9 protein-coding genes and 1 CRISPR repeat array are annotated in these 14857 nt (G+C 28.6%); of the genes, 1 reads left to right on the plus strand and 8 read right to left on the minus strand.

Translation table 11 applies throughout. The annotated features are described in order from the left end of the window. Positions 1-25 precede the first annotated feature (25 nt). Positions 26-2762: a CRISPR direct-repeat array (repeat unit 36 nt; unit sequence GTTTTGTAGAATTCAAAATTTACATATCTCTCAAAC). Between the two features lie 162 nt (positions 2763-2924). From csn2 to cas9, 4 genes are read right to left on the minus strand one after another with little or no spacing between them, the layout of a single operon-like run. After that, positions 2925-3599: a type II-A CRISPR-associated protein Csn2 gene (csn2, locus tag ACWOBP_RS06730; protein ID WP_455338035.1), complete on the minus strand. Its 675-nt coding sequence runs from the start codon at positions 3597-3599 to the stop codon at positions 2925-2927. After that, positions 3596-3901: a CRISPR-associated endonuclease Cas2 gene (cas2, locus tag ACWOBP_RS06735; protein ID WP_455338036.1), complete on the minus strand. Its 306-nt coding sequence runs from the start codon at positions 3899-3901 to the stop codon at positions 3596-3598. The genes csn2 and cas2 overlap by 4 nt, the downstream gene beginning before the upstream one ends. Before the next feature lie 4 nt (positions 3902-3905). Beyond that, positions 3906-4781, minus strand: a complete 876-nt coding sequence (gene cas1, locus ACWOBP_RS06740; RefSeq protein WP_455338037.1) for a type II CRISPR-associated endonuclease Cas1 — start codon at positions 4779-4781, stop codon at positions 3906-3908. Continuing rightward, complete coding sequence (gene cas9 / locus ACWOBP_RS06745) at positions 4756-8934, minus strand: type II CRISPR RNA-guided endonuclease Cas9 (RefSeq protein WP_455338038.1); 4179 nt, start codon at positions 8932-8934, stop codon at positions 4756-4758. Before cas9 ends, cas1 begins: the two co-directional genes overlap by 26 nt. A gap of 243 nt (positions 8935-9177) precedes the next feature. Between cas9 and ACWOBP_RS06750 the strand changes: the two genes are divergently transcribed. After that, the gene (locus ACWOBP_RS06750) at positions 9178-9723 is read left to right on the plus strand and encodes a thermonuclease family protein (protein WP_455338039.1); all 546 of its coding nucleotides are present in this window, start codon (positions 9178-9180) and stop codon (positions 9721-9723) included. A gap of 67 nt (positions 9724-9790) precedes the next feature. Here the strand turns inward: ACWOBP_RS06750 and ACWOBP_RS06755 are convergent, their stop codons facing one another. From ACWOBP_RS06755 to ACWOBP_RS06770, 4 genes are all read right to left on the minus strand, one after another. Then, positions 9791-11164 carry an amino acid permease gene (locus ACWOBP_RS06755; protein ID WP_455338067.1) on the minus strand — a complete coding sequence of 458 codons (1374 nt, stop codon included), beginning with the start codon at positions 11162-11164 and terminating at the stop codon, positions 9791-9793. 267 nt (positions 11165-11431) lie between these two features. Continuing rightward, on the minus strand, positions 11432-12547 hold the full coding sequence (ald, locus tag ACWOBP_RS06760; protein ID WP_455338040.1) for an alanine dehydrogenase: 1116 nt from the start codon (positions 12545-12547) through the stop codon (positions 11432-11434). A 622-nt stretch (positions 12548-13169) separates the two neighbouring features. Then, the gene (gene rpsD, locus ACWOBP_RS06765; RefSeq protein ID WP_003145898.1) at positions 13170-13772 is read right to left on the minus strand and encodes a 30S ribosomal protein S4; all 603 of its coding nucleotides are present in this window, start codon (positions 13770-13772) and stop codon (positions 13170-13172) included. Between the two features lie 278 nt (positions 13773-14050). After that, the gene (locus ACWOBP_RS06770; protein ID WP_455338041.1) at positions 14051-14713 is read right to left on the minus strand and encodes a gamma-glutamyl-gamma-aminobutyrate hydrolase family protein; all 663 of its coding nucleotides are present in this window, start codon (positions 14711-14713) and stop codon (positions 14051-14053) included. Positions 14714-14857 lie beyond the last annotated feature (144 nt).

Here is a 14857-nt window from a genome sequence, read left to right on the forward strand (position 1 = left end):
TTTGTAAAAGTTCTCGAAAACATCTGTTTTGTAGAATTCAAAATTTACATATCTCTCAAACTTTAATTTTTTATATAATTCATGTAATTTTGTTTTGTAGAATTCAAAATTTACATATCTCTCAAACTGTTTCCTTTGATTCATTATTTAACACTGAGTTTTGTAGAATTCAAAATTTACATATCTCTCAAACAAAATCCAATACCAAAAGAATCAAAATTATGTTTTGTAGAATTCAAAATTTACATATCTCTCAAACGCTTTGACTGGATACTTGAACGTCCACATAGTTTTGTAGAATTCAAAATTTACATATCTCTCAAACTTCTGTGCTGCTTCTGTTTTATGAATGTAGGTTTTGTAGAATTCAAAATTTACATATCTCTCAAACGCTGTTTTTGTAAAATATGCACCAAGTACTGTTTTGTAGAATTCAAAATTTACATATCTCTCAAACTTAGAAAGTAAGAAACAACAAGGAAATACTGTTTTGTAGAATTCAAAATTTACATATCTCTCAAACGCAAGGAAAGCTGAACCTATGTCATTAAAGTTTTGTAGAATTCAAAATTTACATATCTCTCAAACTAAAAGGTGAATTAAAGTACGTTGGTGAAGGTTTTGTAGAATTCAAAATTTACATATCTCTCAAACAAAAACGAAAGCAGAAAATCGCCGAAAAAGTTTTGTAGAATTCAAAATTTACATATCTCTCAAACTATAAAGTTTAAATAATTTAAACTTATAGTGTTTTGTAGAATTCAAAATTTACATATCTCTCAAACTCAAGCTCAGCTAATTTAGAATCTACTAGTGTTTTGTAGAATTCAAAATTTACATATCTCTCAAACGTAAACGTGCTGAAACAATAGCCCAGTATTGTTTTGTAGAATTCAAAATTTACATATCTCTCAAACAACATTCATACTCATATATTCAGACATACTGTTTTGTAGAATTCAAAATTTACATATCTCTCAAACGGTGGTTAGCGAAAGAGATAAACTTAATGCAGTTTTGTAGAATTCAAAATTTACATATCTCTCAAACGTAACCCCCGGTATAAAGGCATTTTTAAAAGTTTTGTAGAATTCAAAATTTACATATCTCTCAAACTCAATTCCAAATTTAAACTCACACATTTCGTTTTGTAGAATTCAAAATTTACATATCTCTCAAACAAAAAACTGTTTAAGATTTATAAAAATCTAGTTTTGTAGAATTCAAAATTTACATATCTCTCAAACACAATATCTATTAATTTATATAGTTTTTCTGTTTTGTAGAATTCAAAATTTACATATCTCTCAAACCCAATTCGGTGTCCAACCTTCATTATATTCGTTTTGTAGAATTCAAAATTTACATATCTCTCAAACGAAGAGGACTGCACATTTGGGGGACTGCTAGTTTTGTAGAATTCAAAATTTACATATCTCTCAAACGATAGTTTTAAATCTGTTATAGGTGAAATTGTTTTGTAGAATTCAAAATTTACATATCTCTCAAACTATGTCAAGTCTAGTTTCCTGCAACGATTTAGTTTTGTAGAATTCAAAATTTACATATCTCTCAAACGGTATTTTACAACTTTCAACATGATAAAGGTTTTGTAGAATTCAAAATTTACATATCTCTCAAACTCTATAGTGACACGTTCTCTTATCACATACGTTTTGTAGAATTCAAAATTTACATATCTCTCAAACTTGAGATATTTCTATTTCATCATACTTTTTAGTTTTGTAGAATTCAAAATTTACATATCTCTCAAACACATAGAGATAACTTCATCAACTTCATTAAGTTTTGTAGAATTCAAAATTTACATATCTCTCAAACACGTCTAAACTCATTCGCATAATAGAAAAGTTTTGTAGAATTCAAAATTTACATATCTCTCAAACAATGATCAGCGATTTTCTTTGCACATGCAGTTTTGTAGAATTCAAAATTTACATATCTCTCAAACTCAAAGATTATTGCTTCATCAATACCTCCAGTTTTGTAGAATTCAAAATTTACATATCTCTCAAACTCTTCTGGGAAGTTTATTAAAACATATACTGTTTTGTAGAATTCAAAATTTACATATCTCTCAAACCACGCTTCTTCATTGCCCGTTTAGAATTGGTTTTGTAGAATTCAAAATTTACATATCTCTCAAACGTTAAACAAGCTGCCATTTTTACTGGCTCTGTTTTGTAGAATTCAAAATTTACATATCTCTCAAACACTTCATGCGGTAACGTTCTATTAAATTTCGTTTTGTAGAATTCAAAATTTACATATCTCTCAAACATTATCAATTTGATTATTTTCAAAATCAAAGTTTTGTAGAATTCAAAATTTACATATCTCTCAAACAGCATTTCACTAGTTACATTTTGTAATGTAGTTTTGTAGAATTCAAAATTTACATATCTCTCAAACTATAGTTTGCGTCGTTGTCTATTCTAACGTGTTTTGTAGAATTCAAAATTTACATATCTCTCAAACAGGTATTCAATATCCTCACCAACGTACTTTGTTTTGTAGAATTCAAAATTTACATATCTCTCAAACGTAGAGTGTATAGACTACGCGTATAACCAGTTTTGTAGAATTCAAAATTTACATATCTCTCAAACTCTAGTGTAAGATCAATTGAAATCAACGATGTTTTGTAGAATTCAAAATTTACATATCTCTCAAACAGTAATTTACTACGTTTGTTAGTAAAGTTTGTTTTGTAGAATTCAAAATTTACATATCTCTCAAACCTCAAATTGAGATTTGGAGAAGAAATTTTGAATTTAGGTATAAAAAAATGGACCGACACCGATCCAGGCCCGAAGGCAATTTAGATAAAATCTTTATTTGAACTTGATGTGTAAATTTTGAATCTACCTATATTATACAAGTATTTTCGCAAAATTGCAATACTATATTTCACAATTATCACTATCAAATATATAAACTATTTCTTTATAATGTTCATTCGATAGATTTTTAAATTGTTGATACTCTATATTTATTATAGTTATTTTGTTCAAACATACTTCTTTATAAATTTCTATTATTTCATCTTTTGTGAAAACGTTATGAAGCCCTACTACAAAAATAATTTTATAACTACATAATTCTGTTAATACTTTTAAAAACTTTATAAATTTTTCTAAAACATCATCATTTTCAACATGTATTTTAAAATCTCCAATTTTCAATAAAGAAGGCATGTCAATCTCTTCACCTTGTTCAATTTCTAAAGAACTATTAAATATTAATTTTTCAAAATATAATCTAATATTTGTTGATAATTCGTTAAAACTTGTAATATCTTCTATTATCTCTTTTAATAATGAATTATATATTTTTGTTAGTACTTTTTTACTATTTATATCAATATTAAATATATCTGTAATAATATAACTATTCTTGTCAAACGATATTTCTTTATTATCACTCGACAAAATGTAACTCCCTTCATTTCCCTTATGTTGGTTGATTAATTCAATTATATTTCCTCTATAATACTTTTTATTTTCAAAAACTACTGTATAAATTATATTATCTTCTATTTCTATTTTTCTCTGCCAGTTTTTATTAATAATCTTCATAGTTCTAATAACCTTTCATCATTATCTACATATTCGGTCTGACTCTCTCCTACTAAAAACTCCATTTTAGAAAACTGCTTCTCAGTAATCTGTAATACTTGAACTACTCCCTCATCTGGGCACATTTTTCGAATACTCTTTACAATTAAATCTGCACTCCCTTGATTCATAGCTAATTTTACATAAACAGATTCTTGCATCATGATAAATCCATTTTTTATCAATGTTTTTCTGAATTTTCTATAATTTCTTCTTTGAAGAGATGTTTCTGTTGGAAGATCGAACATTACTAATACTCTCATAAATCTATAACTCATACTTATACATCTTTATATACTCTAAATCATTTTCTTTTAATGCCGTAAACAAACTACGAACATATATTTTAATCGCATTAGCCACAGTTTGTTCTTTATCATCAATTTCAACTGTATTATTTAGAATATTAACAAGTATATTTTTATGCTCTTTAGTAAATTTATTAGCTTCTAAACTAAATACTACTTCATCTACTAATATTCTGAAAGGTTCCATAAAATCACTGGCTAGATTAAATTTATTATATGGATTTCTGTGACATAAACCTAACTGCGTGAAATATCCACACGATACAATTTCCCTATTAAATGCAGATAATATAATTGAATAGCCATAATCTAGTGCAGCATTTGTAAAGCATTCTTTATTTCTACTAAAATCCATACCGAATATAGCATTAAAATAAACCTTAGCTGCATGACCTTCTCTATTACTATTATCATTCCATTCTAATTCATTAAGATACTGTTTTAATAATTCATACTCTTCTTTGCCAAATTTTTTTAGTAATAACATTTGATTTTGTATTTTTTCATACACTACTCTTGTCCATATTCGTTCTTTACTTTCAGTAGACCATTCTAACTGATTCTTGTATTTTAAGCTTGTATCATGACTTCCATAATATGGTATTAATTCCGAATTAGGATTCCTTTTCTCATCACAAAATATTACCTTTATTTTGTTTTTCATAAGTTCATTTAAAAGCACGGCGGTAATAGATACCGCTGTGCTTTCAATAATAATCATGTATATTTCGCTAAGACTAACTTTCCTAGTCTCCGCTTCTTTTCTAACTGTTAGAAAATTCAAGCTATAATCTAGCTTCGCCCTATCTCTAACTATTATTGTTCTCCATGTCATTCCCTTTATCCCCTATTATTGTTATTTCTTTTTCATATAAACCTGTTACAGATTGCTCCATAATAGAAAATTGATTTAGTTTTGTTAAATCAAATAACTGTTGTCCCCTCGCAGCTCCCAATTTAATATTTTTTAAATCAAATGTTGATTTTTTATTTGTAAGTAAATTCAAAATCTCTAATAATACTTTTACCTGTTCCTCTGCTGTAATACTATTAAAATTACTTCGAATCTCTTCACTATTTAATTCATTATATTTATTGGGTTTTTTCTTCGTAAATATTTTGGAATTCATTTTTTCAACTAGTTTATTATATAATTCTAAATTACTTTCTTTAGTTATATTTTTCGAAAGTTCACCATCTTTATTTTCTTTTTTCCAATTTTGATATTTAGATAATATTTTTAGATATTGTTCACTCTGATTATCTATTATCACTTGAACTGCACTATCATAATAGAATGTATCTTTACTCTTACCTCCAATATAGTAAGGATAATTATTCATTCTTATCTCACTACCAATACAAAGTTTAGCATATTTTAATTTGAAGTCTTTTATCTGTTCTCCATCTTTTATATTAACTTGACTTCTTCCAAACTCAATAAGTGTACTATTATCTCTAATATTTTGAGAAACATATATTGGTATTGGAATAATTCTTGTTATCTTTTCCTCACCTTTTTTATTTACTAAAATATATTCAAATATTGAATAATAAGCTATTCCAATGCTTGTATACCCTCCATATTTTTTAACATCTTTAATAAATTTATCTGATGTTTTTAATGGGTAATATACTCCTTCTTTCGCTTTAGCTGCTATTTTAGCTTTGTATACTGTCGCTTTAAATAATCCACCCTTTTGTTCAGATGTTCTTCTTGTTACTAAGATACTATTATTATCCATAACTTTTTTTACTTGATGAATTGTTTTATCCATTTCCCAAGCTACTGTTTTTGTATCTGAAACATTTTCATAGAATACCTTATTAAGTGAATATTTTCTTCCATCTTTTTTATCTTTAATAAAATTAAATACATTACGCGTAAACTTAGTATCATAGACATTTCCTACTACCACGTTTAAATAAGCATCTTTGGCATGGTGTAAATCATTAATTTCACGCACTTTTACTAACTGTTCATTATTTTTTGATTTACTATTTCCGTCTTTTATTTTTCCGAAATTTTGTCTAAAGCTAGATACATTTTCTGCTTTAGAGTAACAAATTGAAGTCTCTGGATTTAGCTCCCTTAATATACTAGCTACTGCTTTTACTGATTGCGATGTTTCTACTAATTGACGCGCTATAAAACCACTTAGCTCTTCATCAGAGAACTCTTCTGTTCTAACTAATCTATTATATTTTTCATCAGTAATCAATCCTTTTTCTTTTAAGAATTTCCAAAATCTTCTATTACTTGGTGTTTGAATATCTGAACCTAATGGATATCTGTCTGTTTTCGCAGCATTGCTCTCTCTTTTTACCAATACTGTATTAGTGAAACTATCGTCTTTTATTTTGGACTGTGGATATATATGATCTATATCATATTTATTATTATCAAATAATTCACTAATATTAATCGGTTCCTCACTATACATACATCTTCCTAATTGAGTATAGTATAGATATAATTTCTTCGCTTTTAGTTTAGACGGTTCTACAGAGCTTAGTCTATCATTCAGTACATCAAAATTAATTACACCAATTTCTTTTTCTAGCTCTTTTACATCTTTCTTAACAGCTTTATAAGCAAGTTCTAATTGTTTTTTACGTGAATCTGTTGGTTTTTTCTTCTCTTGATTAGATCGTGTTGTCTCTACAAAGATTTTTGCTGGTGCGCAACCTATAATTTTCTTAAGCTCTTCTACTATTCTAACGGTTTGCCAAATGGAACGTTTAACCGCTGGAGATACATATAAATCATCTAGAATTTCCGGTGTAATCTCTGTCACCTCTTCTTGAAGTTCTTTATTGAATTTTGAGATTTGTTCTGAATAATCGAATCTGTCAGCCAATAATTCCATAAATAGAATATTATTTTGGCGCATTGCTCCAATAATGTTTAGGCATTCTCCTGTTTCTTCATTATACAATTTTTTACTAACTAATTCTGTCAACAGTTTTCTTGAGAATCTTCCCCAATCCTTGTAAACTAATCTAGACATTTTAGTAATTTCATCATTAGAATAAATATCTCCATAAACAGATTCAATTTTGGCTTTTATTAGTTTTCTAGATTCTCCATATAATGTAATCCACAGAATTATATTTTCTACATGCTCAGAATTAAACTTGTCTCCTAGAATTTTCTTGAAATCTCTATATGCCTTAATATCATTTTTCACGGTAATATCAATACCTGAAATTTCACCTTTACCGTCTATATAACCTTCAGCCTTAAGAAGATTTTTTATACTATTTTTCGTTACTTTTTTTCCTTGTTGTTTAAAGAGCTTCTCTATAATTGTATTTCTAGCTTCAAGACTGATTCTATTACCATCATATTTAAGTGCGTTCAATTCATTTAACAGTGCAAATTCAGAGTAAAGTAATGAATTCTTCGGAAGCACATCTTCTCCTTTTAGGTATGTACATTTGTTAGTTAAGTTTGTAATAAATTTTTCTGCACTTGCACTTTCATCTATAACTTTACTGTAGTTCCATGGTGTTACTGGTGTATTTTCATATCCTTTATTTCTCACAGACCATGCAAAGCCACCTTCTTTTGCTTTTTTACTAGAGTTAAGAGGACCAACATAGTAAGGTATTCTGAATTCTAGTAATTGAACAACTTTTTCTTTTACACTATAACCACTCTCATCTTTTTCATCTAAGAAATCATGATATTTAACAGCATTATCTAAAATTTTTACCAATTCTTCTTTATGGATTTGATAAGGTACTACTGAATTATCTTTTGTTCTTTGAAGTGGTAAGAATTGTTCTAAGTCTAATTCTTTAATTATTTCAGCCTTAACTGAACTTTCTTCTAATTTTGCTAATTCCTTAACTAAGAATTTCTTGAAGTCTTCGTAATTACATCCTTTACCCTCTTCACTCTTATGAATATAATTTACGTAGTTAGTGCCTTTATCTTTATCTTCTTTAAATATCGAAGCATACACTTCCACTTTTTTATCTTCAGACAGTTTAGAATCATTTTTTACAAGATTTTTTAATTTTAATAAATCATTTTTATGTTTTTCGTAAAGTTCTACTTTTGATTCTGATAGTGTTTTTCCTTCTTTCTTAATATCTGATAAAATAATACTATCATAAACTAGCTTAGCTAAATCAAGAAGTTCAATATAATTTGATAGTACTTGTTCATAATCATGACGAACTTCTTCATAAATTTTCTCTTTAAATGATACAGATTTTATAGCTGCATCTAATTCTTTATATTCATCTATTGCGAATAATTTATCCAACGAAGTTTTCCCACCAAAAATTAATCTAAATACTTCTAATAATTGTTTTTCTTTTGGATAAAGTTTCTTAAGATCATTTACCTTGTCTGTTAAAGTTTTTTTCTCTAATGAAATGTCCGCAATTTTACCAACAACTTCTTCTGTTACTTCAAATCCTACATGAAGTATATCAAGTTCTAATAATTCTTTAATTAAATTGTTTAAATTACCATCTTTAAAACTTTGACCTTGTAGTAAAAAGTGCCCTCTATTCTTAAGTATATGGTGTATAGCTAAAAATACCTTTCTTACATCTGGATTTTTTTCAGACATAAGCTTTGATCTTAGATGATAGATTGTTGGATAATCTTTATAATAATCTTTATCTGTATAGTCTTTATCATTAAAAATCGCATAAGGAACCTTATGAGTTTTATCTTCGTAATGGTATTGACTCTCTTTTAATCTTAGGAAGAATGTCTCATCTATCCTTTTTACTTCTGCAGCAAATAATTCCTCAAGAAGATTTAAGCGCCATTTTCTTCTAGCGAGTCTCCTTCTACTAGAACGATAACCTCGACGATCTTCCGCAGTTATAGCTTCTTCAAATAATCTAGCTCCCCATAATCTTTTTTTATTTTTTCTAATTATTTTATACTCAGTATCAGTCGCTGCCCAACCTACACTTGCAGAACCAATATCCAAACCTAGATACCATGTTTTATTGGTCATATCTACTTTTCCTCCACTTAAAAAATTGCTATTTATATTTTCCTATTAAATGTTTTATAAATTTGTAAAACACTTACATCTCTTATTTTACCATAAACACTGTAAATATTGAAAGTAATGTAAAAAAATTTTTTCGTTTTTTATGAATTTGTATAACAACTATTAAATTTTATTACTATTGTTATTTTGTAACTTTATCCAAATCTTCAAAAATGTTAAAATTAATATTAAGGGGGAATTATTATGAATAAAAAAGTATTTATTATTTTCTTTAGTCTATTCACAGTGGTATTTTTAATTATCGCTTTGATAATTAATCAAACTAGTGAGAATTATAAAGAAACTACTATTAATGGCGTCAGTATTAAGGGAGATAAAACAAAGTACAAGGTCAATTTTATAAAAAAAATTGATGGTGATACTATTATAGTTAACTTTAACAATAAAGAATTAAAGGTGAGATATTTATTAATTGATACTCCTGAGACTGTCAAACCAGGAGTTGAAGTACAAAAATATGGACCTGAAGCTAGTGAACTAAATGGAAAATTATTATCTGAAGCTAAAAATGTTGAAATCGAATTTGATGTTTATGAAAAAGTAGACAAATATCATAGAGCTTTATGTTACGTCTATGCTGATGATATTAATATTCAAGAAAAACTACTATTAGAAGGTTTAGCAGAAATCAAATACGTCAAACCTCCAGATACAAGATATTTAGATAAATATAAAAAAGCTCAAAATAAAGCCAAAAGTAATAAACGTAACCTCTGGTCATATAACTAAAATAGATATTAACGATATATAAAAATCGACTATAACACCCACGTTATAGTCGATTCTATTTTATAAGTTATTTTAATTTACTATTCTTATATGAGAATGTAAAGTATACTATCATCCCTACAATTACCCAAACAATAAAGATAATCCATGTTGTTAATGTTACGCTGTATAATAGCGCTCCAAATAGTATAATAGAGATTATTGGTAATATCGGCATCCCTGGTACTCTAAATCCACGTTTTAAATCTGGGAATTTTTTATAGAATACAATTGTAGTATAACTCACTAACGCAAATGCTATAATTGATGCTACATTAGCTAAATCCGCTAGTTTCCCTAATGGTAAGAATCCAGCTAATACCGCTGTTAAAATTCCTAGTCCCCATGTTACTGTACTTGGTACTTTACTTGCATTAACCTTAGTTAATCCTTTCGGTAATAGTCCATCACGTGCAATTGTATATGTGATACGAATACCTGCATACATAAATGACAGGATTCCTGCCATTAGTCCAATAACTGCACCTAAAGATACAACACCAGCAACTTTATTTTGACCTACTTCTTCTAATACGAACGCTAGTGCATCACCAGTTCCTAAACGGCTATATTCAACTACCCCTGTTAATACCAAACATACTAAGATGTAGAATGTTGTACAAACTAGCATCGTAATAATAATTGCTTTTGGTAATGATTTTTCAGGATTAATAGTTTCTTCTGCTGAAGTAGAAATCGCGTCAAATCCAAGATAAGCGAAAAATACCGTAGTCGCTGCTAACATCACTCCTGAAGCCCCAGATGGAGCAAAATTATTTGTCCAGTTTGTTGGTTCTACATAAAATGCACCAACAACTATAAATAAGATTACAATCCCAACTTTTGCTGCTACCATTAAGTTATTTACTAATTTACTACTTGATGTTCCTTTTGATAGGATAAATGTAATTAATAATACAATAATAATAGCTGGTATATTACCATATCCACCTGCTGAAGGTAATGTATAAAGTTCTTTTGGTAAATCTATTCCAAGACCTGCTAATAAACGTGAAAAATAACTAGACCATCCATTAGCAACTGTCGCTGCAGTTAAGACATATCCACCTATTAATACCCATCCTATTGCATAGGCAACAATTTCACCAACTGATACATATAAATAAGTATATGTACTTCCACTTGATGGAATTGTCGAAGCTAACTCCGCATAGCAAAGAGCTGCTAAACAACATGCTAATCCTGCGATTAAGAATGAAAATACTACAGCTGGTCCTGCTTCCGCTGAAGCTTTACCTGTTAATACTAAAATTCCCGATCCAATAATTGCCCCAATTCCGAATAAAACTAAATCCATAGTTTTCATCGTAGGAGTCAATGTCTTGTTTCTTGATTCTGCTAAAATTGAGTCAATTGATTTTTTTCTAAAAACACTCATGATAAGCCTCCTAATTTTTATTAAATATTATCCCTTATTTTTTGCACCACTAAATTATATCATAGTTAGAAACTAATTACTACTATATACTTCAATTATGTAAGTAAAGAAAAAAGGATATTAATAAATAACTTAATAAAATAGTATAATTTTATTTTTGCTCTAACTAAATTAAATTCCTAATCAAAAAGAAGTGAGATACATAAAATCATATACATCTCACTCCCTATACAATATAACTATTTTTTGTTTTTAAATTCTACTATTGTACTACAAAGCATCTTCTACTGATGTATATTCATATCCTAAATCGTCAGCCACTGCTTTGAATGTTACTTTACCATTAGCTACATTGACACCTGGTACTAATTCAGGGAACTTAGCTACTGCCCCTTTAACACCTAATTTCGCTATAAGTTTTACATATTTTGCAGTAGCATTACATAATGCATATGTAGCTGTTTCTGCAACTGCTCCTGGAATATTAGCAACAGAGTAATGTAACACACCTTCTTCTATAAAGATTGGGTTATCATGACTTGTTGGACGTCCTTCTGTAAATTCAGTTGTACCTCCTTGATCGATTGCTACATCAACAATTACTCCTCCGTCAGGCATATCTTTAATCATTTCTTTAGTTACAAGTTTTGGTGCTTTTGCCCCTGGAATTAATACAGTACTTACTACTAAATCAGCAGTTTTTATTGCATTAGCAATGTTCAATTTATTAGAGTAGACTGTTTCTACTTTTCCACCAAAAATATGTGATAATTCAGTTAAACGATCAAGGTTAACATCTAACATTGTTACACGCGCTCCTAGTCCTGAGGCTGCTGTAGCTGCTGCTGTTCCAGCAACTCCGGCTCCAATTACGACAACATGACCTGGTTGAACTCCTGGTACCCCTTGTAACAATTTACCTTTTCCACCTTGCACTTTAGACAAGAATCTTGTTCCTTCTTGAATTGCCATTCTTCCTGCAATTTCACTCATTGGTCTAAGTAATGGTAATGTTCTTCCCACTTTTACTGTTTCAAAAGCGATCCCTATAGTTCCTGAATCTACCATTGCTTTAGTTAACTCTGGATCTGCTGCTAGATGCAAATATGTATAAATAATCAATCCTTTTCTAAAATATTTATATTCTGAAGGAATCGGTTCTTTTACTTTATAAATCAAATCCGATTTATTCCATACATCTTCAGCTTTATCTAATAAAACCGCCCCTACTTTTTTATATTCAGCATCTGAAATACCTGAAGCTAATCCTGCTCCTTTTTCCACGTATACAGTGTGGCCATCTAGTACTAATTCGTGTACTACTCCCGGTATAGCTGACACCCTACTTTCATTATTTTTGATTTCTGTTGGTACTCCGATAATCATTTCCCTTACCTCCTAATTTTTTTCTCTGTACTTATATATTATCACAGTTAAATCAATAATGAAAGCGTTTTTCTGTTGAAAGTATTTATGAAAGTATTTTCCTTTTTGTTTTTCTTTGAGAATATTATAAAACACTATCTCTACAATTTTTGTAAAAATAAATTAATGCTATTTTTTTTTAAAATTACATTAATTTATATAAGAAAAGAAACTTGAAAAACAGTTGTCGAAATTTTAAAATTCTATTATTTTTTCATTTTCTTTAGTAATATTCTAAAATATATATTTAAAATATATGAAATTATTCATTATGATATATACATTATTTATATTGTTAAATATATTTATAAAAATTAATTTATTTCATCAATCTAATAAATTATTATTAATTTAATGAAAATTTGTAATTTATAAATAATACAAATTATTATAATGTGTTATAACTATAGCTTGGTTATTATTTTCTAGAGTGTTGATTATTAGCAATTTGCATATTAATTTTTCCTGCATAATTTACATACTTATTTTAATTTAAACAAGATTTTAGCAAACTCATTCATGTTTTTTATTTGGTAAATAAAAAACAATCCCTTTAAGCAAATGCTCAAAGGGATTCGTTTTATTAACGGCTGTAGTACTCAACGATAAGTTGTTCGTTGATTTCTGGGTGTAATTCACTTCTTTCTGGAAGTCTTACTAATGATCCTTCTAATTTATCAGCATCAAAAGTTAAGTACTCAGGTACAAAGTTAGTGATTTCAACAGCTTCTTTAATGATTTCAAGGTTTCTAGATTTTTCTCTTACTGAAACTACTTGACCTGGTTTAACAGCGTAAGAAGCGATGTCTACTTTTTTACCATCTACAAGAACGTGTCCGTGGTTTACTAATTGTCTAGCTTGACGGTTAGTTCTAGCTAAACCTAAGCTGTATACTACTGAATCTAAACGTGTAGCAAGTAATGCCATGAAGTTTTCACCGTGAAGACCTTGTAATTTACCAGCTTTATCGAATAATTTACGGAATTGTTTTTCATTCATACCGTGTAGGTAACGAAGTTTTTGTTTTTCTTGTAATTGTAAACCATACTCAGATAGTTTTTTTCTTAAGTTAGGACCGTGTTGTCCTGGTGCGTAAGGACGTTTTGCTAACTCCTTACCAGTACCGCTTAGTGAAATTCCTAAACGACGAGATTTTTTCCAAGTTGAACCTGTAAAACGAGCCATTATGTGCTCCTCCTTTTATCTTTTTGTTTTTTATTGTTGTGAAAACAAAAAGCACGATTATCGTTGTTGTATATGTTATAAAACTGGAACTTCGCCTAGCAGCATAGGCTACGAGTTGCCACATTATATAAATGTATAACATAGAGGCAATAACAATTAATCCACTGCTATTATTTTACACAAAGAATAGTTTACCATCATTTTACACAATAGTCAACTATTTTGATAACATATTCTTTATTTTTTATTTCTATTTTTAAATAGCGAATTTATTTTAATTATTCACATAAGTCAAGAAATTTTTTAAAGGTATCTATTTCGTAATCGACCTCTGGATGCCATTGAAGACCAATAAGATTTCCCTTCTCTATCGCTTCAATAGTTCCATCTTCTGCTACAGCAGTAACTTTAAATCCTTCTGCAACATCTTTTATTGCTTGGTGATGAATTGAGTTCACTTCAGTTTTACTTCCATATAAGCTATAAACAAATGAATTTTCCTCTATATCTATCTTATGACGAACTAGCTCTTCTTTACTAGTATGTTCCTCAATGTGTTGTTTTAACGTACCACCGTGATAGATATTTAAACTCTGTAATCCACTACAAATCCCTAGGATAGGCTTATTAATCTTCTCAAAAAGTTCAATAAGTTTAAAGTCTAACTCATCCTCATAAGGATCATCAGGATACTCTAACCCTTCTAGGGGATTTTCTCCATAATATTTCGGATTTATATCTCTATCTCGTCCAGCAATTATTAGGCCACTACACATCGTTGCAATTTCCTCTAATCCATTATCAGAACAAACTGGGAATAAAATAAATCCAGCTTTTTCTGCAACTTCTGAAAAATAACCATTAATGTATAAACGTCTTTTTGCTATACCAGCATCCGATTGATAATCTACACTTCTTGTTGAAATTGCAATTATTTTCATATGCAATGACCTCCTCTTTAATTTATGTTTCTTATTATATAAAGTTTGCATAAAAATGTCAAGATTATAAATTCACTATTTTCAGACGTTTCTGAAAATTTGAAAAAACAATTAATTAATAAATTATGATAATAATCGTAAATT

The sequence above is a fragment of the Gemella parahaemolysans genome, assembly GCF_053758945.1.

What these genes read in the sequence shown, in the direction of transcription:
- csn2 (WP_455338035.1), bottom strand. Translation starts at nt 3,599, where the DNA reads ATGAAGATTATTAATAAAAACTGGCAGAGAAAAATAGAAATAGAAGAT.
- cas2 (WP_455338036.1), bottom strand. Translation starts at nt 3,901, where the DNA reads ATGAGAGTATTAGTAATGTTCGATCTTCCAACAGAAACATCTCTTCAA.
- cas1 (WP_455338037.1), bottom strand. Translation starts at nt 4,781, where the DNA reads ATGACATGGAGAACAATAATAGTTAGAGATAGGGCGAAGCTAGATTAT.
- cas9 (WP_455338038.1), bottom strand. Translation starts at nt 8,934, where the DNA reads ATGACCAATAAAACATGGTATCTAGGTTTGGATATTGGTTCTGCAAGT.
- ACWOBP_RS06750 (WP_455338039.1), top strand. Translation starts at nt 9,178, where the DNA reads ATGAATAAAAAAGTATTTATTATTTTCTTTAGTCTATTCACAGTGGTA.
- ald (WP_455338040.1), bottom strand. Translation starts at nt 12,547, where the DNA reads ATGATTATCGGAGTACCAACAGAAATCAAAAATAATGAAAGTAGGGTG.
- rpsD (WP_003145898.1), bottom strand. Translation starts at nt 13,772, where the DNA reads ATGGCTCGTTTTACAGGTTCAACTTGGAAAAAATCTCGTCGTTTAGGA.
- ACWOBP_RS06770 (WP_455338041.1), bottom strand. Translation starts at nt 14,713, where the DNA reads ATGAAAATAATTGCAATTTCAACAAGAAGTGTAGATTATCAATCGGAT.